This window comes from Variovorax sp. GW822-FHT04A09, assembly GCF_058801005.1.
On the sequence record NZ_JBXAMV010000004.1, the window covers coordinates 632,997 to 656,451 of the forward strand.

Annotated in this window: 23 protein-coding genes; 5 read left to right on the forward strand and 18 right to left on the reverse strand. The window is 69.1% G+C overall.

What is annotated here, in order from left to right; translation table 11 throughout:
* Window positions 1-2 precede the first annotated feature (2 nt).
* From AC1RLW_RS23095 to AC1RLW_RS23105, 3 genes are read right to left on the reverse strand one after another with little or no spacing between them, the layout of a single operon-like run.
* The gene (locus AC1RLW_RS23095; protein ID WP_493195266.1) at window positions 3-971 is read right to left on the reverse strand and encodes a tripartite tricarboxylate transporter substrate binding protein; all 969 of its coding nucleotides are present in this window, start codon (window positions 969-971) and stop codon (window positions 3-5) included.
* 39 nt (window positions 972-1,010) lie between these two features.
* Window positions 1,011-2,000, reverse strand: coding sequence for a Bug family tripartite tricarboxylate transporter substrate binding protein (locus tag AC1RLW_RS23100; protein WP_493195267.1), 990 nt, complete (start codon window positions 1,998-2,000; stop codon window positions 1,011-1,013).
* Between the two features lie 35 nt (window positions 2,001-2,035).
* Window positions 2,036-3,748, reverse strand: coding sequence for an acyl-CoA dehydrogenase family protein (locus AC1RLW_RS23105; RefSeq protein WP_493195268.1), 1,713 nt, complete (start codon window positions 3,746-3,748; stop codon window positions 2,036-2,038).
* A gap of 90 nt (window positions 3,749-3,838) precedes the next feature.
* Between AC1RLW_RS23105 and AC1RLW_RS23110 the strand changes: the two genes are divergently transcribed.
* Entirely contained in the window at window positions 3,839-4,735 is an 897-nt protein-coding gene (locus AC1RLW_RS23110) for a LysR family transcriptional regulator (protein ID WP_493195270.1), read from the forward strand.
* On the opposite strand, the gene AC1RLW_RS23115 is transcribed toward AC1RLW_RS23110, so the two are convergent.
* The 7 genes from AC1RLW_RS23115 to AC1RLW_RS23145 form a co-directional block, all read right to left on the reverse strand.
* On the reverse strand, window positions 4,736-5,779 hold the full coding sequence (locus AC1RLW_RS23115; protein WP_369630500.1) for a serine/threonine protein kinase: 1,044 nt from the start codon (window positions 5,777-5,779) through the stop codon (window positions 4,736-4,738).
* Between the two features lie 33 nt (window positions 5,780-5,812).
* Window positions 5,813-6,931: a DUF2855 family protein gene (locus tag AC1RLW_RS23120; RefSeq protein WP_447747781.1), complete on the reverse strand. Its 1,119-nt coding sequence runs from the start codon at window positions 6,929-6,931 to the stop codon at window positions 5,813-5,815.
* Window positions 6,932-7,120: 189 nt separating this feature from the next.
* Complete coding sequence (locus AC1RLW_RS23125) at window positions 7,121-7,546, reverse strand: organic hydroperoxide resistance protein (RefSeq protein ID WP_062481095.1); 426 nt, start codon at window positions 7,544-7,546, stop codon at window positions 7,121-7,123.
* Between the two features lie 81 nt (window positions 7,547-7,627).
* Window positions 7,628-8,080 carry a MarR family winged helix-turn-helix transcriptional regulator gene (locus AC1RLW_RS23130; protein WP_095950280.1) on the reverse strand — a complete coding sequence of 151 codons (453 nt, stop codon included), beginning with the start codon at window positions 8,078-8,080 and terminating at the stop codon, window positions 7,628-7,630.
* An 813-nt stretch (window positions 8,081-8,893) separates the two neighbouring features.
* Entirely contained in the window at window positions 8,894-9,742 is an 849-nt protein-coding gene (locus AC1RLW_RS23135; RefSeq protein WP_307697081.1) for an ABC transporter permease, read from the reverse strand.
* Between the two features lie 11 nt (window positions 9,743-9,753).
* Window positions 9,754-10,719 carry an ATP-binding cassette domain-containing protein gene (locus AC1RLW_RS23140; protein WP_235926963.1) on the reverse strand — a complete coding sequence of 322 codons (966 nt, stop codon included), beginning with the start codon at window positions 10,717-10,719 and terminating at the stop codon, window positions 9,754-9,756.
* Window positions 10,720-10,757: 38 nt separating this feature from the next.
* Window positions 10,758-11,648 (reverse strand): LysR family transcriptional regulator, encoded by an 891-nt coding sequence (locus tag AC1RLW_RS23145; RefSeq protein WP_493195275.1) that lies wholly within the window; start codon window positions 11,646-11,648, stop codon window positions 10,758-10,760.
* Window positions 11,649-11,753: 105 nt separating this feature from the next.
* On the opposite strand from AC1RLW_RS23145, the gene AC1RLW_RS23150 reads away from it, so the two are divergent.
* Together AC1RLW_RS23150 and AC1RLW_RS23155 are read left to right on the forward strand one after the other, a co-directional pair.
* Window positions 11,754-12,419, forward strand: a complete 666-nt coding sequence (locus AC1RLW_RS23150; RefSeq protein ID WP_493195277.1) for a glutathione S-transferase family protein — start codon at window positions 11,754-11,756, stop codon at window positions 12,417-12,419.
* Entirely contained in the window at window positions 12,416-13,381 is a 966-nt protein-coding gene (locus tag AC1RLW_RS23155; RefSeq protein WP_493195279.1) for a pyridoxamine 5'-phosphate oxidase family protein, read from the forward strand. The genes AC1RLW_RS23150 and AC1RLW_RS23155 overlap by 4 nt, the downstream gene beginning before the upstream one ends.
* Here AC1RLW_RS23155 and AC1RLW_RS23160 read toward each other — a convergent pair whose 3' ends face one another.
* The gene (locus AC1RLW_RS23160; RefSeq protein WP_493195280.1) at window positions 13,382-14,545 is read right to left on the reverse strand and encodes a cytochrome P450; all 1,164 of its coding nucleotides are present in this window, start codon (window positions 14,543-14,545) and stop codon (window positions 13,382-13,384) included.
* 83 nt (window positions 14,546-14,628) lie between these two features.
* Here AC1RLW_RS23160 and AC1RLW_RS23165 point away from each other — a divergent pair, with 83 nt between their 5' ends.
* Together AC1RLW_RS23165 and AC1RLW_RS23170 are read left to right on the forward strand one after the other, a co-directional pair.
* A complete protein-coding gene (locus tag AC1RLW_RS23165; RefSeq protein ID WP_307581871.1) occupies window positions 14,629-15,324 on the forward strand; it encodes an ArsR/SmtB family transcription factor in 696 nt (231 codons plus the stop codon).
* 225 nt (window positions 15,325-15,549) lie between these two features.
* Window positions 15,550-16,467: a hypothetical protein gene (locus AC1RLW_RS23170; protein ID WP_493195283.1), complete on the forward strand. Its 918-nt coding sequence runs from the start codon at window positions 15,550-15,552 to the stop codon at window positions 16,465-16,467.
* 48 nt (window positions 16,468-16,515) lie between these two features.
* Here the strand turns inward: AC1RLW_RS23170 and AC1RLW_RS23175 are convergent, their stop codons facing one another.
* From AC1RLW_RS23175 to AC1RLW_RS23205, 7 genes are all read right to left on the reverse strand, one after another.
* Complete coding sequence (locus AC1RLW_RS23175) at window positions 16,516-17,538, reverse strand: Bug family tripartite tricarboxylate transporter substrate binding protein (protein WP_493195285.1); 1,023 nt, start codon at window positions 17,536-17,538, stop codon at window positions 16,516-16,518.
* Window positions 17,539-17,652: 114 nt separating this feature from the next.
* A complete protein-coding gene (locus AC1RLW_RS23180; RefSeq protein ID WP_062481401.1) occupies window positions 17,653-19,170 on the reverse strand; it encodes an AMP nucleosidase in 1,518 nt (505 codons plus the stop codon).
* Between the two features lie 45 nt (window positions 19,171-19,215).
* Window positions 19,216-19,764 carry a TIGR00725 family protein gene (locus tag AC1RLW_RS23185; RefSeq protein WP_062481403.1) on the reverse strand — a complete coding sequence of 183 codons (549 nt, stop codon included), beginning with the start codon at window positions 19,762-19,764 and terminating at the stop codon, window positions 19,216-19,218.
* Window positions 19,715-20,536 carry an ABC transporter permease gene (locus AC1RLW_RS23190; protein ID WP_493195341.1) on the reverse strand — a complete coding sequence of 274 codons (822 nt, stop codon included), beginning with the start codon at window positions 20,534-20,536 and terminating at the stop codon, window positions 19,715-19,717. The genes AC1RLW_RS23185 and AC1RLW_RS23190 overlap by 50 nt, the downstream gene beginning before the upstream one ends.
* A 9-nt stretch (window positions 20,537-20,545) precedes the next feature.
* The gene (locus tag AC1RLW_RS23195) at window positions 20,546-21,622 is read right to left on the reverse strand and encodes an extracellular solute-binding protein (RefSeq protein WP_493195287.1); all 1,077 of its coding nucleotides are present in this window, start codon (window positions 21,620-21,622) and stop codon (window positions 20,546-20,548) included.
* 22 nt (window positions 21,623-21,644) lie between these two features.
* On the reverse strand, window positions 21,645-22,673 hold the full coding sequence (locus tag AC1RLW_RS23200) for an ABC transporter ATP-binding protein (RefSeq protein WP_493195289.1): 1,029 nt from the start codon (window positions 22,671-22,673) through the stop codon (window positions 21,645-21,647).
* A 5-nt stretch (window positions 22,674-22,678) separates the two neighbouring features.
* Entirely contained in the window at window positions 22,679-23,446 is a 768-nt protein-coding gene (locus AC1RLW_RS23205) for an ABC transporter permease (protein WP_070061918.1), read from the reverse strand.
* Window positions 23,447-23,455 lie beyond the last annotated feature (9 nt).

Here is a 23,455-nt window from a genome sequence, read left to right on the forward strand (position 1 = left end):
GATCAGTCGAGCAGGCCGCGCTGGCGCAGGCGCGCCACGCGTTCCTTCTCGCGCGCGGTCGTGGCCAGCGCGTAGCGGCGGTACTGCTCGGGGTCCATCGCGTTGGCCTGCTGGTTCAGCTGCTCCAGCACGCGCAGGCCGGCGGGCGATGCCAGTGCCTTGCGGAAGGCATCGTGCACGGTCTTCACGCGCGCGGGGTCCATGCCGGCCGGGCCGGCGATGCCGTAGGGCGAATCGATGACCGCGTCCACGCCCTGTTCGCGCAGTGTGGGCACCTGCGGGTAGCGCTTGACGCGCTGCGGCGTGAGCATCACGAGGTAGCGCATCTTGCCGGCGTCGATGTGCGGCACGGCCACGCCCGAGAGCGGTGCGGCGTCGATGTGGCCGCCGAGGATGGCGTTGGTCACTTCGGCGTCGCCCTTGAAGGGCACCATGTTGAGCTGGACCTTCGCCATCTCGGCGGCCTCGTCCATCACGATGCGCGGCGTGCCCACCGCGCCGGTGGCGCCCACGTTGAGCTTGCCGGGGCGGCGCGCGGCATCGGCCGCGAAGTCCTGCCAGGTCTTCCACGGTGCGTCGGCCTTCACCGCGAGGCCGAAGGTGTAGTCGGACAGCATCACCACGTACGAGAAGCTGCGCGCGGGGTCGAAGGCCACCTTGTTGATGAAGGGCTCGCGGTACACCGAGGCCGGCAGCACGGCCAGCGTGTAGCCGTCGGGCGCGGCGCGCACCAGCGCGGCGGCGCCGTTGGTGCCGCTCGCGCCGGGGCGGTTGTCGAGCACCACGGGCTGGCCCAGGGCCTTGCCGGCTTCTTCTGCCACGGCGCGCAGGTGCTGGTCGGTGGGGCCGCCCGCGGCGTACGGAACGATCAGCGTGACGGGGCGTTGCGGGTAGGTCTCTGCGGTGGCGGCGCCGGCTGCGGTGAACAGCGCGGCGAGGGCGATCAGGCGTGACAGCAGGTGCGTCTTCATCTTCTTGTCTCCTTGTTTTTTTCTTGTGCGTCGTGGCGGTCAGTCGAGCTGCGCGCCGGACTTCTTCACCACGTCCTTCCACTTGGCCGTTTCGCTGCCGATGAACTGCGCGAGCTTCTGCGGCGAGGTGTCCGCCGTGGCTTCCAGGCCCTGCGCGGCGAACATCTGCTTGACCTTCGGCGAGTTGAGCACCTCGGCGAACGCGTGGTTGAGTTTGGTCACGCGGTCGGCCGGCGTGCCGGCCGGCGCGACGATGCCGAAGAACACGCTCACGTCGTAGGGCTTGTGCAGCTGCTCGGTGAGGGTGGGCACCTCGGGCAGCGCCTGCGAGCGGGCCGAGGTGGCCACGCCCAGCGCGCGCAGCTTGCCGGCCTTGACGTAGGGCAGCGCGGTGAGGATGTCGGTGAAGGTCATGCTGACCTGGTTGCCCAGCAGGTCGTTGAGCGCCGGGCCCGTGCCCTTGTAGGGCACGTGCAGCAGGTCGGTGCCGGCCACCGAGTTGAACAGCACGCCTGCCAGGTGCGACGAGGCGCCGTTGCCCGACGAGGCGTAGCTCAGCTTGCCCGGGTTGGCCTTGGCGTAGGCGACCAGCTCGGCCACGTTCTTCACCGGCAGGGCCGGGTTCACCACCAGGATGTTCGGCAGGTAGCCGACCTGGATCACGGGCGCAAAGCTCTTGGTTGGGTCGTAGCTGATCTTGCGGTAGAGGCTCACGTTGATGGCCAGCGGGCCCGAGGTGCCGAACAGCAGCGTGTGGCCGTCGGCCTCGGCGCGCGCCACGTAGTCGGCGCCGATGTTGCCGCCCGCGCCCGCGCGGTTCTCCACGATCATGGGCTGGCCGAGCTTGTCGCGCAGCTCGGCGGCCAGCGTGCGCGCCATCGCGTCGGTCGGGCCGCCGGGCGGGAAGGGCACGACCAGCGTCATGGGCTTGGTCGGGAAGGCGCCGGGCTGGGCCTGCGCGGCGGGCGTGGCTGCCAGCAGCAGCGCGGCGCAGGCGGTGCCGAGGATGAGGCTGAGTCGTTGTCGCATGGGGTCTTGTCTCCGTTGTTCTCGAAAAAGGGGGCTCAGGCGGCCGTGCGCACGAGCGCGGCGTGCCAGTCGGCGGGCAGCGCATCGGGTGCCAGCGGGTCGCGCGGCAGCACGCGGTGCAGCAGCACCAGCTGGGCCCAGCGCAGGCGCGCGGCGGAGCCGCCGGCCGAGGCCTCCCAGGCCATCGCGGCGGCGCTGGTGCAGTGGTACAGCGCCGATGCGGCCTGGCGCGCGAGCACGTCGCCGCCTTCGCGCGCGGCGGTCTCGGCCAGGGCGCAGGCGCGGGCCATGGTGTCGCGCAGCGCGGCGGCAAAGGCCGGCGTGAGTCCGGTGGCGTCGCCGATCAGTTTTTCGACGTGCGCGCGCAGCACGGGCAGCGAGCCTTCGCGCTTCACGGCGCGGATCACGTCCAGCGCCACGATGTTGCTGGTGCCTTCCCAGATCGAGCCCAGGTGCGCGTCGCGCACGAGGCGCGGGTCGCTCCACTCCTCGATGTAGCCGCAGCCGCCGCGCACTTCCATCGCATCGCCCGTGACCTGGCGCGCGTCGCGGCAGGCGCGGAACTTGATGAGCGGCGTGAGGATGCGCAGCAGCGCATACGCATCGGGCTCGCCGGCGTCGGAGCGCGCCAGCGCCTGCGCGGTCTGGCAGACCATGGTGCGGGCCTGCTCGGAGGGCACGCGCAGCTTGTCGAGCTGGCGCTGCATCAGCGGCATCTGCTCGAGCGCGCGGCCGAAGGCGCGGCGCTCGGAGGCGATGTACTCGGCCTCGGCCACCGCGCGGCGCATCAGGCCGGCGGAACGCACGCCGTTGGACAGGCGCGAGTTGTTGACCATGTCGGCCATCTGCTGGAAGCCGCGGCCTTCCTCGCCCACGAGGTAGGCCACCGCGCCTTCGAGGCGGATCTCGCCGCTGGCCATCGAGCGCGTGCCCAGCTTGTCCTTCAGGCGAATGATGCGGTAATGGTTGAGGCTGCCGTCGTCGAGCTCGCGCGGCAGCAGGAACAGCGACACGCCCTTCATGCCCGCGGGCGCGTCGTCGGCGCGCGCCAGCACCATCGCAAAGCCGGCGTCGGGGTTGGAGCAGAACCACTTGTCGCCGGCCAGGCGCCAGCTGCCGTCGGCCTGGCGCTGCGCGGTGGTGGCGGTGGCGGCGATGTCGGAGCCGGCGGCCTGCTCGGTCATGAACATCGCGCCTTGTGCCAGCTCGTCGAAGTCGAGCGAGGTCAGGCGCGGCAGGTACTTGGCGACCAGCTCGGGCGCGCCGAACTTCTTCAGCGTGCGCGTGAGCGAGTCGGTCATCGAGACCGGGCAGCACAGGCCGAACTCGGCCTGCACGAACAGGTAGGTCAGCACGTACTTGACCAGCGGCGGCATCTTGCCGGTCCAGCCCAGCGTCTCGTCGCGGTGCGAGATGGCGGCCAGGCCGAACTCGCTGAGCGCCAGGCGCTCCATCTCGACGTAGGCCGGGTGCTTGATGACCTTCTGCTCGTCGATGCCGGTGCGCGTGCGCTGCTTCAGTGTGGGCGGGTTGCGGTCGGCGGTGCCGGCCAGGTCGTCCAGCAGGCCGCCCGCCAGGCCGCCCAGGCGCTCGAAGTGCGGGCGCATGTGCGTGCGCAGGGCCTCGGGCAGGTACAGCGCGAGCAGCGTGTGCAGCTCGGTGTCGGTGGTGAAGAGGTTCTGGCCGTGGCGATCGGGGATCGGGTGCGCGGTCTGGTGCGCGGCGGCTGTGGCTGCGGATGTAGGCATGCGGGCGTCTCCTGGTTCGCCGCATTGTTGAGTTGGCAACGATCCGTGTCTAATATTGATTTGGTCTCGTACGATTTGATTTGACTATTCATGGAACTGCGGCACCTGCGCTACTTCTCCGTGCTCGCCGAAGAGCTGCACTTCGGGCGCGCCGCGCGGCGGTTGGCCATTTCGCAGCCGCCGCTGTCGGTGGCGATCCGCCAGCTCGAAGACTCGGTGGGCGCGCGCCTGTTCGAGCGCAACAGCAAGGAAGTGCGGCTCACGCCCGCGGGCGAGGCGCTGCGCGTGTCGGCGCGGCGCGTGCTGCTGCAGGCCGAAGAAGCCGCGCTGGAGGCGCGCGACGTGGCCACCGGCTCGGCGGGCCGGCTGCGCATCGGTTTCGTGGGCGCCATGCTCTACCGCGGCCTGCCGCCCGCGCTGCGCGCGTTCCAGGCGCGGCATCCGGCGGTGCGCATCACGCTCAGCGAACTCAATTCGGGCGTGCAGATCGCCGAGCTGCTGCACGACCGGCTCGACCTGGGCTTTGTCCACACCAGCCGCATGCCGGCCGAGCTGCAGCACCGGCTGCTGCTGTCGGAGCCCTTCGTGGCCTGCCTGCCCGCGGGCCATGCGCTGGCGCGCAAGCGCGTGCTGGCGCCGACCGACTTGCGCGATCAGCCCTTCGTGCTGTTCTCGCGCGAGGCCTCACCCGATTACCACGAGCGTATCCTGTCGATCTGCGCCGACGCGGGCTTCCTGCCCGAGGTGCGCCACGAGGTGCGGCACTGGCTGGCCGTGGTGTCGCTGGTGTCGCAGGGCATGGGCGTGGCGCTGGTGCCGCAGGCCATGCGGCACTCGGCGCTGCGCGGCGCGGTGTTCCGCCCGCTCGACCGCGCGGTGGCGCAGTCGGAGGCCTATGGCGTGTGGCGCGCCGGGCCGGTCAATGTGCTGGTCGAGCGGCTGCTCGAAGGCGTGGCGCAGAGCCTGGCCGCGAACGCCGCCGGGTGATCACGCGTACAGCGGCTCTTCCGCCATCTGCTCGCACTGGTCCTCCAGCACGAGGATCTGGCCCTTCCAGTAGTCGCTCGAGCCGAACCACGGGAAGTTGATCGGGAAGATCGGGTCTTCCCAGCGGCGCGCCAGCCAGGCGCTGTAGTGGATGAGCCGCAGCGTGCGCAGCGGCTCGATGAGTGCCAGCTCGCGGCGGTCGAATTCGCGGAACTGCTCGTAGCCGTCGAGCAGGCCCGACAGCTGCGCCGTGCGCTGCGCGCGGTCGCCCGACAGCAGCATCCACAGGTCTTGCACCGCGAAGCCCGTGCGCGCGTCGTCCAGGTCGACGAAGTGCGGGCCGCCGCCGGGGCGGTCGGTGGGCGTCCACAGGATGTTGCCGGGGTGCACGTCGCCGTGCAGGCGCAGCTTGCGGGGCTTGAAGTCGGAGGCCGGCGGCTGCAGCGCCAGGGCGGTGGCGCGGACCATGTCCAGCGCTTCGTTGCAGGTCTTTTCCCAGTCGCGCTGCATGTCGAGCGGGATCTTGTCGTTCTCGAGCAGCCAGTCGCGCGAATCGAGGCCGAAGGTCTGCAGGTCGAGCGCGGGGCGGGCCTCGAAGGGTTTGGCGCTGCCCACCGTGTGGATGCGCGCCAGGAAGCGGCCCACCCATTCGAGCACCTCGAAGTTGTCCAGCTCGGGCGCGCGCCCGCCGCGGTAGGGGCTCACGCTGAAGGCAAAGCCCGCGTGGTGGTGCAGCGTCTTGCCGTCGAAGGCCAGCGGCGGCACGGCCGGCACCTCGCCGGCGGCCAGTTCGAGCGAGAAGGCGTGCTCTTCGAGGATTTCGGCCTCGCTCCAGCGGCCGGGGCGGTAGAACTTGAGCACCACCGCGGGATGGGGGTTCGGGTCTTCCAGGTAGACCTGGTAGACCCGGTTTTCATAGGAATTCAGGCCGGTGAGGCGGCCATCGCCGTGCAGGCCGAGTGTCGCGAGCGCGTCGAGCACCACGTCAGGCGTGAGGCTCTCGTAAGGATGGGTGTTCGCGGGCGCGACAGAAGAAGGGGTCATGCGGCGATTGTCGCCACATGGGCCCCGTGCGGGTCAGCGAGCGCCCGCTTGTTTGTAAAGCGAAAGGATATGGCCGGTGCGCGGGTCGCCCTTGCCCGCCAGCACCTGCGCGTAGGCGGCCTGCACCGCTTCGCCGCCGTGGTGGTGCTCGGTGTGCAGCCAGGGGTTGCTGGCGTCGGTCACCGTGGCCAGGAAGCGGTGCCACGCGGCCACCATGCGCCGCCCGAACTCGTCGGCGCCCCATTCGGTGGTGCGCTTCTTGATCTGCGCCGGCGCGAAGAACAGCGTGGCGCGCGGGCCGGTCAGGCTCTTGCCCGCGCCCTTGGCGGCGAGCTGCTCCACGTGCGTGCCGCCGATCGAACTGCTGTACTTGAGGTTGGTGAAGCGCTCGTGGATCGCGGTGCGCAGCTCGCCGTTGCCGGCGAAGTCGATGTACACGCAGGGCGTGTCCGCCGCGATGGTGTCCAGCGCGTCGTAGGTCACCACGCGGTCGTAGCAGCCCAGGCTCTGGCAGAAGGCCACGTTGGCGGGCGAGGTGAGGCCGACCACCTCGATGCCGTCGCGCTGGTGCAGCTGGAAGGCCGTGCCGTAGGCCGTCTTGCTCGAGGCGCTCGACAGCAGCATGGTGGTGGCGCCGAAGAAATCGTTGTCGGCCATGAAGTCGTCGATCAGCCACGAGGTGATGAACAGCGGGCGCAGCAGCGCCTGCAGGTCTTCGGTGTCGGTGGTGTACAGCGGGTCGGCGTTGCAGCGGAAGTACTGGTTGTAGACCGCGGGCAGCTCGGCGCGGTGCGCCGCCGCATCGGTGAAGCGCGAGGGCGAGAGCCGGTCGGGGCTGAGCACCGCGCTCGTGGACATCGGCCAGTAGCCGTAGATCCGTTCACCCACGGCCACGCCCGGGTGCTGCGACTGCACCACGCTCGCGAAGCCCCACACCGGGATGCTGCCCCAGCCTTCTTCCTCGGAGGGAAAGAACTGCCAGTAGCTCATCGCATCGCCGAAGGCGGCGTAGGTGATGTTGTTGGAGGTGAGCGCAAAGCTGTCGATGCGCACGCGCACCTGGCCGTCGGCCAGCGGCCGGTCGGAGGTGTCGGTGTGCAGGCGCGTGGTGGCCAGCTGGTCTTTGCGGATCAGGAGGTGGGTGGTGCTCATGGGGTCGATCTCCACGGGTGTGTGTTGAAGACGGGGGGCGGGACGGGCGAGACGTGCGGCCACATTAGCCAAGCTTGGTGAAAGGCGCTATCTCGGCGTGCGTTTCGGCGTCACCCGTGAGACAGACATGAAAAAAGCGCCTGGGCTTGGGGCCGGGGCGCTTTTTTTCGTGAAACCGTCAGAGCGGAATCAGACGATGGTGAGTTCCACGTCGATGTTGCCGCGCGTTGCGTTCGAGTAGGGGCAGACTTGGTGAGCCGTGTCGACCAGCAGCTTCTTCTGTGCGTCGTCGAGGCCGGGCAGCGAGATCGCCAGTTGCACCGAGATGCCGTAGGCCGCGCCGCCGTTCGTCGGGCCGAGGGAAACCTTGGAGTCGATGGCGACTTCTTCCGGCACCTTGACGCTGATCTTCGGGCCGACGGCCTTCATGGCGCCGATGAAGCAGGCGGCGTAGCCGACCGCGAACAGCTGCTCGGGGTTGGTGCCGGGCTTGCCCGAGCCGGGCGAGCTCAGCTTGACGTCGATAGCGCCGTCGCTGGACTTGCCGGCGCCGTCACGGCCGCCGACGGTGTGGGCTTCTGCGGTGTAGAGAACTTTGTCGAGCTTGGTGGTCATGGTGATTTCCTTTGGTCAGGGGAGTGGTGATGAAAGGGCTTCTTCTCACGAAGCCGGGGAGAACTCTGGATGGGTTGTGTGTCAGGCGGCTTTGCGGATGCGGTCGCGCAGGGTCTGGATCTGCTGCGTGAGGGCGATCAGCTCGGGGACGGAGCATTCGGCGGCGGCCATGAGGCACTCGGGGACGTTGGCAGCACGGGACTTGAGCTTGCGGCCTGCGGTGGTGAGCGTGATGTGGACGCGGCGCTCGTCTGCGACGTCGCGGACTCGGGCTACGTAGCCGTTGGCTTCGAGGCGCTTGAGGAGCGGGGTGAGGGTGCCGGAATCCAAAGAGAGACGCTCGCCGAGGGCGGAGACGGTGGGGCCGTCTTGCTCCCAGAGGGCGAGCATCACGAGGTATTGGGGGTAGGTGAGCTGGAGCTTTTCGAGCAACGGCTTGTAGAGACGGGTCATTGCCAAGGAGGCGGAATAGACGGCGAAGCAGAGCTGGTTGTCTAGCTTGAGCAGGTCGTCTGTGTTGGGTTTCGTTGGCATGGGTTGAATTGTAGTTCGCAATTGAATTGTGTGCAATGTAGTTGTTTTGGGTGACTTGGGATGGTGGTCGTTTTGCTTTCCGAGGCCGGGACTCGCCCCGGCGGGCGACTCACTTTCTTTTGCTTCGCCAAAAGAAAGTAAGCAAAGAAAAGGCGACCCCACTGTCTGCGACCCTCCGCTTCGCTGCGGGCAACCTGCGGTGCTCGCGTTTCGCGGGGTCTCGCAGAACTCGCTTCGCTCAAACAGCTGCGAGCCCTGATCCGCGAAACGCTGCGCTCCTCGGCGCAGCCAGAGGGGCTTTGATACCGGGCGGGCCGTCGCTTCGCTCGGCCTGGGAATTTCCAACAGCCGGATGCAACGACTGTGCTCGTGCTCGTGCTCGTGCTCGTGCTCGTGCTCGTGCTCGTGCTCGTGCTCGTGCAGGTGCTCGCAGGCACATCTGCATGAGCGCACACGCCAGCGGCTCACGCAACGACCAACGCCACTACCAATCCCCGCCGCAGCAGGCGCGCAGCGCCTGCTGCGGCCCACTGGCCGAGCGAAGCGATGGCCCGCTGGTATCCAAACCCCTTCTGTATGCGCCGAGGAGCGCAGCGTTTCGCGGATCAGGGCTCGCCCTTGTTTGAGCGAAGCGAGTTTGGGCGAGACCCCGCGAAACGTGAGCACCGCAGGTTGCCCGTAGCGAAGCGGAGGGACGCAGACAGCAGGGTCGCCTTTCTTTTGCCTACGTTTCTTTGGCGAAGCAAAGAAAAGTAGGTCGGCCGCCGGGGCGAGACCCGGCCCCGGGAAAAAACAAGACCCACGCCCCAGGAATCACCCCCGAAACCGCTTCCGAGTCAAAGCCAACGCAATCCAAAAAGCAACGACCGCATACAAAGCCAACACACCCGCATGCACCCACCACCCTTCAGGCCACCGATCCATAAACAACGGCCGCACCAAAGCAACAGCATTGGTCAAAGGCAACCAGGCAGCCACAGAACGCACAACAGAAGGCAACTGCTCCAGCGGAAAAAACACCCCACTCAAAAACATCATCGGCGTCATGAACAACGTGAAGTAGTACGTAAAAAAGTCATACCCCTTAGCCAACGCATTGAAGATCAACGCCACCGAAGAAAACGTGATCCCACACCCGATCAACACCATCCAAGCCACGATCAACTTGGGGCTGTGACTGATCCCCAACCCCAACATCACAAACAAGATCGCAGTCACAGTAAAGATCGACTTGAACGCCGCCCACAACATCTCCGCAAGCACGATGTCATCCAGCCCCACCGGCGCATTCATGATCCCGTCCCAAGTCTTCTGCACATGCATCCGGGAAAACGCCGAATACAGCGCCTCGAAGCTCGCTGCATTCATCGCACTCATGCAGATCGACCCACTCGCCAGGAACAGGATGTACGGCACCTGCGTGCCATCCACCGTCACCTGTCCCACCAAAGCCCCCATCCCGTAGCCAAACGCCACAAGCCAGATCAGCGGCTCCGCGATGTTCCCGATCAGGCTCGGCAAGGCAAGCTTGCGCCAAACCAGCAGGTTGCGCAAAAACACCGGCCACCATCGCATCGACAGTTCAGGCGCGCGCCACACGGAGGGCGAAGGCGGCACAGGTGTCTCGGGCGAAACGGCAGAAGAAGCAGTGGTTGTATTCATAGAAAGAAGGCCTAGCCATCCTGGCGAATCTGCCGACCGGTGAGCTTGAGGAAAAGATCTTCCAGGTTGGCCGGCCGATGAAAGGTGCGCAGCCCGCCGTGCTGCGTCAACGCGTCAAGCAGACGCCGCGCATCCTGCGTATAGAAGAAGACGGTCTCACCGCTCACCTCCACGCGCGCAGCCAGCGCCTGCAGCTCGGCCGACCCCGCCAGCGACAGCGCCCCATTGCCATACACCTCGACCACATCAGGCTCCAGGTGCTCGGCAATCAGATCGCGCGGACGGCCCTCGGCGATCTTGCGGCCGTGGTCGAGCACCAGCAGCCGCGAACACAGGCGCTCGGCCTCGTCCATGAAGTGCGTGGTCAGCAGGATCGATTTGCCCTGCTGCAACAGCACCTGCAACCGCTCCCACATCAGGTGCCGCGCCTGAGGGTCGAGGCCGGTGGTGGGTTCGTCGAGCAGCAGCAACTTGGGGTCGTTCACCAGCGCGCGCGCCAGCGACAGGCGCCGGCGCATGCCGCCCGACAGCTCGCCGGGCTTGGCGTCGGCCTTGTGCGAGAGCGCGGCGAACTCCAGCAGCTGCGGCACGCGCGCGCGCACATGCGCCTTGCTGAAGCCGAAGTAGCGGCCGTACACCACGAGGTTCTCGGCGCAGCTGAAGTCGGGGTCGAGGGTGTCGAACTGCGACACCACGCCCAGCTGCGCCTTGATGGCCAGCGCGTCGCGCGGCATCTGCAGGCCCAGCGCGTCGATGCTGCCGCCGTCGGGCGCGGTGAGGCCCAGGCACATGCGGATGGTGGTGGTCTTGCCCGCGCCGTTCGGCCCGATCACACCCAGGCACTCGCCGGGCGCGATCTCGAACGAGAGGTCGTCGACGACCGTGGTCTCTCCGTAGCGCTTGCGCAGCCCACGGACCTGGAACAACGGGGAAGAAGACGAAGAAGAAGGCGAGGAGGGGGTGGTGTGGGATGGCACGCGGCCATTCTGACGCAGCCGGCCGATTGGCGCAGCAGCTACATGCGCAAGCCGCTGAACTCGGTTTTCATCCAGTCGATGAAGGCCCGCGTGCGCGCCGGCAGCAGCCGCGCGTTCGGGTAGATCACGCTCACGGGGCGGGGCGCAGGCTCGTAGTCTTCGAGCACCAGTTGCAACCGGCCCTGCGCCACGTGCGGCAGCACTTGGTAGGAGAAGAAGGTGCCGAAGCCCATGCCCGCGGCGCAGGCCTCGATGGCGGGCGCGAGGTGGTTGAACTCGAGGCGGTTGTCGGGCGTCACGTGCACGGTCTTGCCGCCATCGCGGAACGCCCATTGCGACGGTGCATCGATGCGCCCGCGCACGCAGGGTGCGCCCGCCAGGTCGCGCGGATGACGCGGCACGCCATGCTGCGCCAGGAAGGCGGGGCTGGCCACCACCACGCGGCGGATGGTGCCCAGCGTCTGCGCCACCAGCGACGAGTCTTCGAGCGGGCTGATGCGGATGCCGACGTCGATGCCCTCCTCGAGCAAATTCACCGTGCGGTCGTGCAGCCGCACGCTGCAGCGCACCTTCTCGTGGCGCTGCATGAAACGCACGATGGCCGGCGCCACGTACATGTGGCCGAACAGCACCGGCGCGGTGATGACCAGCTGCCCCGCGGGCTCGCGCGCCTCGGCCTTCAGCGCCTGGTCGGCGGTGTCGGCCGCGAGCAGCACCTCGCGTGCGCTCGGCAGGTAATGACGGCCTTCCTCGGTGAGCGACAGGCGCCGCGTGGTGCGGTGAAAAAGGCGCACGCCCAGGTGAGCTTCCAGCGCGGCGAGCGCGCGCACCACGGCGGGCAGCGAACTGCCGAGCGCTTCGGCGGCGCGGGTCAGGCTGCCCTGGTCGGCAATCTGCACGAAGGTCTGCATGGCTTTGAAGCGATCCATGGCGCGATTAAACCGGAAAACGCAGCAGTCAAATCCGGCAAGGGCTATTCATTCATTTGATGGAAGAGAGAAGAATCGAGGCCATACCCACCCGAAGGACTCTTCATGACCGAGAACAGCAGCAACACCCGTCAGCCCGCCCAGCCCATCCAGCTCTTCGGCAGCGCCATCTCGGGCCACGTGCACCGCGTGCGCTTCTTCCTCTCGGTGCTGGGCCTGCCCTTCGAGATCGTCGAGCTCAACCTGCGCCAGCGCGAGCACCGCACGCCGGAGTTCCTGGCGCGCAACCCCTTCGGCCAGGTGCCGGTGATCGAGGACGGCGAGGTCACGCTGGCCGACTCCAACGCCATCCTCGTGTACCTCAACGAACGCTACGCCCCCGACCCGGCGCGCTGGATGCCGCGCGACCCGGTGGGCGCGGCGCGCGTGCAGCGCTGGTTCTCGGTGGCGGCCGGCCCACTGGCCTACGGCCCGGCGGCGGCGCGCATCATGGTGCTGTTCGGCGTGGACGCCGACCGCACCGAGACCGTCAAGCGCTCGCACGCGCTGCTCGCGGTGATGGAGACCTGCCTGTCCGAGCAGCCCTTCCTCGCGGGGCCGTCGGCCACGCTGGCCGACATCGCGAACTACGCCTACGTGGCCCATGCGCCCGAAGGCAGCGTGTCGCTCGACGCCTACCCGCAGCTGCGCGCCTGGCTGGCGCGCGTGGAAGCCTTGCCCGGGTTCGTGCCGATGGTGCGTTCGCCGGTCGGCCTGGCGGTGGCGTCATGATCGCCGCACCCTTCCACGCCGGCGAGCGCGCGCTGCAATCGCTCGTGGGCGCGCGCGAGCAGATGGAGGCGATGGGCCCGCGCGTGATCCGCGACTACATGCCCGACCAGCACCGCGAGTTCTTCGCGCTGCTGCCGTTCCTCGTGGTCGGCAGCCTCGACGCCGACCTGCAGCCGTGGGCCAGCATGCTCGCCGCGCCCGCCGGCTTTGCGCACTCGCCCGACGCGACGCACCTGCGCATCGATGCACTGCCGGGCGCCGGCGATCCGCTCACCGGCCAGCTCGCGCCCGGTGCCACGCTGGGGCTGCTGGGCATCCAGCCGCACACGCGGCGGCGCAATCGCATGAACGGCACGGTCGAGGCGCTCGATGCAGCGGGCTTCATGGTCGAGGTGCAGCAGAGCTTCGGCAACTGCCCGCGCTACATCCAGGCGCGCGAGCCGGTGTTCGCCGCACCGCCGGCCAACGAGCCCGCCGTGCAGTGGCTCGACACGCTCGATCTCGCAGCCGAACGGCTCATCGGCGCGTCCGACACGCTGTTCATCGCCACGGCGTATCCCGACGCGGTGGCGATGGGCGACGTGGCCGATGCGCGCTCGCACGGCGTCGACGTGTCGCACCGCGGCGGTCGGCCGGGCTTCGTGCGCGTCGATGCGGGCGGCGTGCTCACGGTGCCCGACTTCAACGGCAACCGCTTCTTCAACACGCTGGGCAACCTGCAGGCGCACCCGCGCGCGGGCCTGCTGTTCGTCGATTTCGACACCGGCGAGCTGCTGCACCTGAGCGCCACGGCGGAGATCGTCACGGACGGCCCTGAGGTTGAAGCGTTCGAGGGCGCGGAGCGGCTCATGCGCTTTCACGTCACGCGCGCGCTGCGCCGTCCGGCCGCGCTGCCGCTGCGCTGGGGCGAGGCCGCGTTGTCGCCGCACCTGGCGGGCACGGGGCGCTGGGCCGCGCACTGACTAGTCGAAGACGGGAATGCGTCCGTTGACTGACGGGCGGTAGTGCCAGTCGAGTGCGTCGAGGTCGGGCACGCATTGCGGGCTCAGCAGCGCTTCGAGGCCCGCCGCAGCCAGCGTGCAGGCCAGCGCCTGCCCCGGACACGCATGCATGCCATGGCCGAAGCCGAGCACGCGGCGCCGCGCGCGCACGGGCATGAAGCGGTCGGGCTCGGGGTTGAACGCCGGATCGCGCTGCGCCGAGGCCAGCAGCACCAGCACCGCATCGCCCGCCGCCAGCGAGGTGCCGGCGATCTCGACGGGCTCGATCGCGAAGCGGCGCGTGTTCTGCACCGACGGATCGTGGCGCGCCGTCTCCTCGACGATGGCGAGCAGCCCGTCGCGCGTGCGTACCTGCGGGCGCAGCGCAGGCTCGCGCACCAGCGCAACGAGGCTGTTGCCCAGCAGGCCCGCCGTGGCGTCGCAGGTCTGCGAGAGCAGGCCCACGAGGTTCGCCAGCAGCGCGCGCGAGAGCGGCGCGCTCGCGGCACTTTCGGCCAGCACCGCTGCCAGCAGCGTGCCGTCGCGCGGCGAAGCGTTCGCGCTCAGGGTTTCGAAACGGTTCATCAGCGCGCCGGCCGCCACGCTTGCCGCCTGCAGCTGGTCGGCGTTCGACAGCGGAGAAAGGCAGGCGACGAAATCGCGCATCCAGCGGTCCACCTGCGGCAGTGATGCACCGTCGAAGCCGAGCAGGTGCGCCATCGCCCGCACGGGCAGCGAGAACAGCGCCTCGGACAGCGGCGCCTGCGCCGGCACCTGCCGCGCCACGTCGAGCGCGGCGGCGTGCGCCGCCTGCAGGTCGAGCCCGGCCAGCGCGCGCTGCAAGGCCGGCCGGTGCGCCTGATGCGCCGGGCCGTCGTTCATGCGCACGAGGTGGCCGAACACCTCGCCCGCCGGGCTGCCCACGATCGCGCGCGGCACGGGCTCGGCGGCGGGGCGCACGCGCAGCGCGCCGTGGGCCTGCAGCACCTGCATGACGACATCGGCACGGCTCGCGACCCACACGCGCAAGCCCTCGTGCCACGCGAGCGGCGGGCCGTCACGCAGCGTGGCGTAGTACGGGTACGGGTCGGCATGCGTGGCGGCGGCGACCGGGTCGGTGGGATGAGTGAGCGTGGCGGTAGTCATGGCGCGCAGTGTGCGTTCGCCGCCGCCGGCACACTTCGGTCGCGAACGAAGTGTGGGATGCGCCGCCGCCTTAGGATGCCCGCATGGACGACACCACCGCTTCCGACTTCCAGCTCGCCCGCCTCGCCGGCGCCATCGCCGAGCCGGCGCGCGCCCGCATGCTGAACTGCCTGATGGACGGCCACGCCCGCACCGCCACCGAGCTCGCCACCGTGGCCGAGGTGGCCGCTTCGACCGCGAGCGCGCACCTCGCGCGCCTGAAGGAGGAGCGGCTGGTCGAGGTGCTCGTGCAAGGCAAGCACCGCTACTTCCGCCTGGCCAGCGACGACGTGGCCGCCGCGCTCGAAAGCCTCATGGTCGTGGCCGGCGCGCCGCGCCCCGCGGCCACCGCCTTCCAGCCCAACACGCCAAGCCGCCTGCGCAGCGCCCGCACCTGCTACGACCACATGGCCGGCACCGCGGGTGTCGCGCTGCACGACCGGCTGCATGCGCAGGGCTGGCTCAGCGGCCTGGCGAGCGGCTCGTACGAACTCACGCCCGACGGCGCCATCGCGCTGGAGAGCCTGGGCGTCGAGGTCGACGCCGTGCGCCGCTCGCGCCGCCGCTTCGCCTGCGCCTGCCTCGACTGGAGCGAACGCCGCCCGCACCTGGGCGGCGCGCTCGGCGCCGCGTGGCTGCAGCTGTCGCTGCGGCGCGGCTGGGTGCGGCAAGAGCTCGACGGACGCGCGCTCACGCTGACGCCGAAGGCGCAGCGGGAGATGCCGGAGTTGTTCAACTGACTGCCGGAGACACACGAAGAAGCTCGGTGTCCTGACCGGGAAAACTCCAAACCGGATGGGCCGCAGCCCACTTATGATCCTGCACCAAATCGGGAGGATGGAACTGTGGCAACCAGGTGGTGGGCAGCCGTGTGCTGCGTGGTTCTAGGCGCATGTGGCGGTGGAGGCGGCGGCGGAGGTAGTGGGGGTGGACTCGTCGGACTCGCCATGCCGCCAGGGGCGGCAGTGCCGGCATCCGGTGCGGGCGGCGATCCGGGCGCAAACCCCGGAACGGAAGCGGCGCCTCCCGCCGGGCCTGTCACGCAACCCGGCACGGACCCTGCGCCCATCACCGGTCCTCAGCCTGGCCCGGTCACCACCTACACCTACAAGCTGGGCAAGGTCGAGGACAAGATCAGTCCCTTCGATCCGCGCTTCCGGGGACTGGTGCTGGACCAGCTGAACAGCCCGGCGTTCGCTGGCTACTACTACACCGGCTCGTTCTATCCCGACACAGGCAATGGCATCTTTACCAGGGCTTCGTCGACCGATGCCTACCTCTGGTCGATGGACACGGTGGTGGCCCCCAACGGCCACTCCGCGGCCAGCTTCGTCTCGATGGCGTTGTTCATGGTCATCGGTGAGGGCACGCTGCGATCCCTCTACGGAAAGCCCACGGCGGAAACGGCGACCTATGGGTACATGAAGGTCGCCATCGACGCCGACGTCAGCGGCTCGCTGAGCCGCCTGAACGCGGCGGGTGCGCAAGGCTATTGCCGGTTGGCGAGCGGTGTGTTCGAGACGCGCATGATGCGGCAGGAGGGTGCCAGCGATGTCTGCACCTACGAATCGCCGACCCCCCGTGTGTCTTCGTTGCAGGAGCGGCTGGACCAGCTCAACGCGATGGGGCTCAAGGGCTTCATCCCCTTCTTCCTCAACGGCGGTACCCCTTACTACGTCAAGGTGAACAACGCGTCGACGAGCTACTACTACTACGTGGTCGATGATGCGACGGGCGGCAGCGACGAAACCAAGTTCCTGGCCCTGCTCAATGCGGAAGGTGCCAAGGGTGCGACATCCTATGAGTACATCGCCAATGGCGGCATCTCACCGAAGCGGATATTCCGCATTGCCACGAACTGCAGCCGCTGGTGGCTGTGCTGACCAGGCGAAGGCATCGCGAAGGAAAGGTCCCTCACACGGGCCCGAGGCTCAGGCTTTCAGCTTGAGCAGATAGATCAGCGGCCCGGCCATCGCAATGTCGAGTTCGAGAAAGCTCTCGAAGTCCTTGCCCGCCATCCAGTACGGGTCCCAGTTGTTGCGCTTGATGGTCTTCTGCCAGAGGTCGTGCGTGGTGGCGCGCTGCACTGCGTCGAGCAGCTGGCCGCGGCGGTAGGGCGGCACCTTCTTGCCGGTCATCACGCCGCGCCAGTTGGCCAGGTCGGCGTCCACGCCCTGCTGGCGCACCGACGAAATGCCCTGGAACGGGTGCTTGGACGACACGCCGATGGCGCGCAGCTTGCCGTTGGCGATGTTCTCGGCGAACTCGCTGTAGCCCGAGATGCCGACCGCCGCCTTGCCCGTGTCGAGCGCTTCGACCACTTGTGCGCCGCCCGGGTGCGGCTGGTAGTTCAGCGACGCCGAGGCGCCGGCCACGCGCGCCAGCATGCCGGCGAACATGTGGTCCACACCGCCGGCCGAGCCGCCCGCGATGACGGTGTTGGCGGCATCGGCGCGCAGCTGGGCGACGAGGTCCTTGGGGGTCTTGATGGGCGAGTCGGCCTTGACGGCGACCACCTCGTAGTCGCTGGTCAGCCGGGCCACGGGCGAGACATGCGCCAGCGTGACGGCGGGCTTTTGCAGCGCCACCGCGCCGACCATCACCATGCCGCTGACCAGCAGCGCCTCGGGGTCGGCGTCGTACTTCTCGACGTACTTGGCCAGCCCGATGGTGCCGCCCTTGCCGCCGATGTTCTCGTAGGTGACGGTGCCCACGGCGCCCGAGGCCAGCAGGGCGGCGCCGAGGGCGCGGCCGGTCTGGTCCCAGCCGCCGCCTTCGTTGGCGGGAATGACGATGCGCAGCTTGCTGCTCAGCGGCGCGTCGGCCGCGCGGGCGTTGCCGGCCCACAGCGTGGCCTGGCCCGCACCGGCGGCAGCGGCCGAGGCTGCCAGCCAGGTGCCGAAGCGGCGGCGGGACAGGGGAAGGGCGGCGGCAGGCGGCGAAGACGGGCGCATCGTGTTTCCAGTTGTGTACGTGACAGCCAATGATGTCCGCGAAACAAGGCAAACACGCCCTCGCCCGCACAGGGAGAAACCCTGAGGGGACAAAGGGGCGAAAGGCGTCGGAGCCTACTGGAAAGCCACTTCCGCGAAGCTTCGCAGCTTGCGGCTGTGCAGCCGGGTCGTGCCTTCCTGGCGCAGGATCTCGATGGCGCGCATGCCGATGCGCAGGTGCTGTTCCACGCGTTCGCGGTAGAAGTGGTTGGCCATGCCGGGCAGCTTGATCTCGCCGTGCAGCGGCTTGTCGCTCACGCACAGCAGCGTGCCGTAGGGCACCCGGAAGCGGAAGCCGTTGGCCGCGATGGTCGCGCTTTCCATGTCCAGCGCCACCGCGCGGCTCTGGCTGAAGCGGCGCTGCGGCTGGTTGCCGGGCAGCAGCTCCCAGTTGCGGTTGTCGGTGCTGGCCACGGTGCCGGTGCGCATGATCGTCTTCAGGTCGGGGCCTTCGCACTTCGTGACGTCGGCCACGGCCTGCTCGAGCGCCAGCTGGATCTCCGACAGCGCCGGGATCGGCACCCACAGCGGCAGCTCCTCGTCGAGCACGTGGTCCTCGCGCACATAGGCGTGGGCCAGCACGTAGTCGCCCAGCTGCTGCGTGTTGCGCAGGCCGGCGCAGTGGCCCAGCATCATCCAGGCGTGCGGGCGCAGCACGGCGATGTGGTCGGTGATGGTCTTGGCGTTGGCCGGGCCGACGCCGATGTTGGTCATGGTGATGCCGCTGTAGTCCTCGCGCACGAGGTGGTAGGCCGGCATCTGCGGCAGGCGCGGCGGCGCGGTGCCCTGGCTGCCGTCCAGCAGGTGGGCGAAGGTGTCGCTGTGGCCCGCGGCCAGCCCGCGCCGGCGCGTGATCACGTTGCCGGGCTCGATGAAGGCGATGTACTCGCTGTTCTCGTCGGCCATGGCCTCATGGCCCAGGCGCACGAACTCGTCGATGTAGAACTGGTAGTTGGTGAACAGCACGAAGTTCTGGAACCACTCGGGCGCCGTGCCCGTGTAGTGGCGCAGGCGGTGCAGCGAGTAGTCGACGCGCGCCGCCGTGAACAGCGACAGCGGCTGCGGCTCGCCGGGCAGCGCCTCGAAGGTGCCGTTGGCGATGCCGTCGTCCATGGCGCCCAGGTCGGGCAGGTCGAACACGTCGCGCATGAGGGCGCGGCGCTCGGCGCTCATCGTGCCTTCGATGTGGTCGTTCTCGGCGAACGAGAAGTGGATCGGAATGGGCTGCGTGCTGGTGCCCACCTCGATCTCGACCTGGTGGTTTTCCAGCAGCAGGCGGAACTGGTCGAGGTAGTAGCGCGAGAACAGGTCGGGCCGCGTCAGCGTGGTTTCGTAGCGGCCGGGGCCGGCCACGAAGCCGTAGCTCAGGCCGGCGTTGGCCGGCGGCGTGTGGCGCGAGACGGTGTGCGTGTGCACCCGCACGAACGGGTAGCAGGCCCGCACCCGGCCCGGCAGCGCTTCGCCGGCGACAAAGCGCAGCATCGATTCGCGCAGGTGGGCCAGGCCGCCCTGGTAGATGGCTTTGACCTGGTCGAGCGCCTCGGCGGCGTCGGTGAAGCGGGCGGGAGCGACGAAGGTGGGCATGTAGGGCATGCCGTCATTGTGCAATGCGCCCGTGTCGGTGGGGAGGCCAGACGGTCAATCCAAGAGGCAGGCCAGCACCTTGGCCAGCATGTCGTCCACGTCCGTGGCCTGCACCGCGCCGGGCAGGGCGACGTCGCCGTGCATCACGAACACCGGCTTGCCCCATTTCAGGCCCATCGCCATCTCCGACAGCGTGCCCATGTTGCCGCCGATGGCGACCAGGCACACGCCGCTGCGCGCGATGATGCCGTTGCGCATCTCGCCCATGCCGGTGGGAATGGCCACGCTGAGCCATTCGTTGGCATGGCGGTCGTCGTCCTCGGGCAGGATGCCCACGGCGATGCCGCCGGCCTCCACCGCGCCGCGCGAGGCCGCGGCCATCACGCCGCCGCGCCCGCCGCAGACCACCGCCATGCCCGCGCCGGCCAGCGCATGCGCCACCGCGTAGGCGGCCTCGCATTCGGCCGGGCCGCCGTCGCCCGGGCCGAGCATTGCCACCGGCTGGCGGTGGCGCTGCGGCCCCCACTGCCGTTGCGCCAGGCGCGTCAGCGCCTCAGTGACCGGCGCCGACAGCACCGCGCTCGCGCCTTCGTGTAAAGACATCGCCCACTCCCATCACGACCACACACACCACCATCAGCACCAGCGACAGGGCCGCCGCCACCGCGAAATCGGACCCGCCGTCGCCCACCTGCGCGAGCAGCATCAGCGGCAGGATGTTCAGCTGCGTGCCCACCAGCGCCAGCGCCGTGCCGTAGGTGCCCATGGCAATCGCGGCCACCATGCAGGCGTTCGACAGCACCGAGGGCAGCACCTCGGGCAGCACCGTGTCCCGGAAGGCGCGCGCCTTCGAGGCGCCCAGCGTGCGCGCCGCCTGCGCCGGGCGCAGGTCGAGGTTGGCGAACACGGGGTACAGCGACAGCGCCACGCGCGGGATCAGGTAGTAGGCATAGGCCAGCCCCAGGCCCGACACGCTGTAGATCCAGCTGCCGATCACGGCCGGGTCGGCGCCCAGCCCCGCGAGCAGCTGCGTCACGAAGCCCGCGCGGCCGAACGCGAGGATGAAGCCGTAGGCGATCACCAGCCCCGAGAACGCCAGCGGCAGGCCCAGCAGCGTCATCATCCATTGGCGCCGGCCTTCGGGCTGGCGCGCCAGTTCGATGGCGATGCAGGTGCCCACCAGCGCCGCGATCGCGCCCGCCGCCAGGCCCAGGCCCAGCGTGTTGCGCAGCGCGCCCAGGAACAGCGGGTTGCCGAACAGCCGCCCGAAGGCGCTGCCGCCCTCGCCGAAGGCCTCGGGCAGCAGCGCCGCCAGCGGCACCGCGAAGAACAGCGCCATGAAGGCCCAGGCGGGCCAGGCGCCAAAGCGTCGCATCACGGCCTCTTACTTGCCCAGCGCGGCCTGCGCCCAGAGCTTGTCGACCTCGGACTTGCGCTCCGAGGCCTTCACCACGTCGAGCGGCTTGATCTGCGGCGCGGCCGGCATCTTGGCCGCGACATCGGCCGACAGCGGCGTGCCCGGCACGGCAGGGCGCACGAAGCCCTGCGCGAACAGCGACTGGCCGGCCTCGCTCATGATGAAGTTGAGCCACAGCTTGCCGGCGTTCGGGTTCGGGCCGTTCTTCACCAGGCTGATGGCGTACGGCGCAGCCACGCTGGCCTCCTTCGGGATCACGACCTCGACCGCGTCGCCCATGCCGTCGACGTGCTTGGCCTTGAGGCCGTCGTTCTCGTAGCTGATCCACACCGGGATCTCGCCCTTGAGGAACTTGGCGTAGGGCGTGGTGCCTTCCACGCGCAGCACGTTGCCGGCCGCATGCAGCTTGCCCAGGTAGTCGGTGCCGGGCTGCACGTTGTCGACACTGCCGCCGTTGGCATAGGCCGCGGCGAAGGTCAGCACCTGGCCGATGCCGGTGGAGCGCGGGTCGAGGTAGACCACCGTGCTCTTGAACTCGGGCTTGAGCAGGTCGGCCCAGCCGGTGGGCACGTTCTTCACCAGCTTCTTGTTCACCAGGAAGGCGATGTTGAGCGTGTGGATGGTGAACCAGCGGCCCTCGGCCTCGCGGAACACGGCGGGCAGCTTGTCGAAGTTGACGGGCTTGAAGGGCGCGACCACGTCCTTCTTCGCGGCATCGACGGCGGAGGCGGCGAAGTAGTAGGCGGTGTCCGCCTGCGGGCGGCGCTTGGTCTTCTCGAGCGCGACCACGGTGGCGGCCGAGCCGATGTCGTTGTAGGTCAGCTCGATCTCGGGGTAGCGCTTCTTGAAGTCGCGGAACAGCGACTTCCAGTTGGCCCACTCGGGGCCGGTGTCGAAGGAGACGCACAGGCCTTCCTTCTGCGCTTCGGCGTACAGCGCCTTCTCGCCCGCGTAGAGCTCGGGGCCGTCGAAGGCGAAGGCGGTGCGCGCAAGGGACAGCACGGGCAGTGCGCCGGCGGCCTGGATCAGATGTCTGCGTTGCATGGTGGCTCCTTGAGAGGAAAGGTCAGTGGTCGAGCAGGCGAAGGTGTTCGGGGGCGATGGCGATCGCTTCGGCCGCCGGCGCGGCCGACTCGGCGAGGAAGGGCTTGCCCGCGCCCGCCACGTCGAAGTCGTAGCGCGTGAGCGCACCCAGGTAGCGCTGCGCGCCGGTGCGACCGGCCAGGCGGTTCACGCTGTCAGGCGCCGGGTCGGGGCGGATGTGTTCGGGGCGCACCAGCACGTGCACCGGCGTGCCGAAGGGGCGGCTGCCGGTCTCGGCGAAGAGTTCGGCAAAGCCCATGTCGAGCCGGCCCGGCGAGGCCACCTTGGCGGGCAGGATGGTCGAGAGCCCGACGAACTCCGCCACCGCGCGGCTCGCGGGGTGCTCGTAGATCTCGCGCGGCGTGGCGATCTGCAGCAGGCGGCCGTCCTTCAGCATCGCCACGCGGTCGGCCATCACCAGCGCTTCTTCCTGGTCGTGCGTGACCAGCAGCGTGGTCGCGTTGAAGCGCTGCTGGATCGACCGGATCTGGTCGCGCAGGTGGCCGCGCACGCTGGCGTCTAGTGCGGAGAGGGGCTCGTCGAGCAGCAGCGCACGCGGGTCGATGGCGAGCGCACGGGCCAGGGCCACGCGCTGCTGCTGGCCGCCCGAGAGCTGCGCCACCGCGCGCTGCGCGTGGTCGCCCAGCCCGACGATGTCGAGCAGCTCCTGCGCGCGCTGGCGGCGCGGGGCGGTGTCCACCTTGCGCAGCTTGAGCCCGTAGGCCACGTTGTCCAGCACGCTCAGGTGCGGAAAGAGTGCGTAGCTCTGGAACACCATGCCGATGTGGCGCTGGTGCACCGGCGTGCGCGACATGTCGTCGCCGCCGAGCACGATGCGGCCCGTGTGGCCGGTCTCCAGCCCCGCCACCAGCTTGAGCAGCGTCGACTTGCCCGAGCCGCTGGGCCCGATCACCGCGACGAGCTCGCCCGTGCGCACGTCGAGCGACACGTCGTGCAGGCCGTGCGTGCTGCCGGGGTAGTTGTAGCTGACGGAGTCGAGGAGGAGGCTCATGGGAATTACGCGCGCTGCTTCACGAGGGAGGAAGAAAGAAGGGCCGACGCGCTCGCCAGCACGAGAAGGATGACGGTCGCCGCGCAGGCAAAGCCCGTCGCGCCGTAGAAGGCCTGCAGCAGCACCACCGGGTAGGTGCGGTTCTGGAAGCTCGTGAGCAGGTTCGACAGTCCGAACTCGCCCACCGAGATGGCCGCCACCATCACCAGCCCGCTGATCAGGCTCTGGCGCAGGCTGGGCAGCACGATGCCGGTGAACTGCTGCCAGCCCGAGGCGCCGAGCGTGGCGGCCGCCTGTTCGAGCCGCCCGAGGTCCAGGTGGCGCAGGTCGGTCAGCAGCGTGTTGGTGAGGTAGGGCAGCGTGAGGATCGCGTGCGCCGCGATCAGCAGCGGCATCGAGCCCAGCCACGGCGCGAGGTCGGTGTTGAACACGATCATGTAGCCGAAGGCCAGCGTGATGGTCGGCACCGCGACCGGCGTGGCGCTCACGATGCGCGCCGCGATGCTGCTGCCGCGCCGCGCGCCGTGGTACAGCGCGTAGGCCAGCGGCAGCGCCAGCACCGTGTTGATCGCGCAGGCCGCCATCGCCACCACGAGGCTGCTCACGAAGGCCTTGCGGAACGAGGTGTCCAGCCACAGGTCGACATACCACTGCCCGGTGACGCCCGTGGGCAGCAGCGTGTTGGTCCAGTTGCCGCCGAAGCTGCCGATCGCCAGCAGGGCGATGGGCAGCAGCAGGTACAGGCCGTAGACGAGCGAGATGCCGCGAATCAAGGGGGTGTC